Annotated in this window: 1 pseudogene; it reads right to left on the reverse strand. The window is 44.5% G+C overall.

The annotated features are described in order from the left end of the window. Positions 1-245: pseudogene (locus CWC11_RS23240) on the reverse strand (fimbria/pilus outer membrane usher protein); the annotation flags it as partial.

The following is a 245-nucleotide window of genomic DNA, read 5'->3' on the forward strand; positions in this document are numbered from 1 at the left end:
GTACCTATCACGGTATAAGATAGGTCCGAACCAACTTGAATATGGTGTCCTGTATTGGCGCCACCTACTAATTTATAAGTGCCGGGACCCCAATCATAACCCAGAGGGGCGTTGGGTACATCAATATTAAATTGATAGTTGGTGTAGCCAGTGCCCAAGTCAATTAATGCGCCAATGTGTTGCGTTGGTTGGTTTTGTGCACGGCCAAAGCGGTCGACGTTAACTAATACGTCGTTATTTTTTAA

This window comes from Pseudoalteromonas sp. S3178 (assembly GCF_005886985.1).
GTDB classification, from domain to species: domain Bacteria; phylum Pseudomonadota; class Gammaproteobacteria; order Enterobacterales; family Alteromonadaceae; genus Pseudoalteromonas; species Pseudoalteromonas carrageenovora.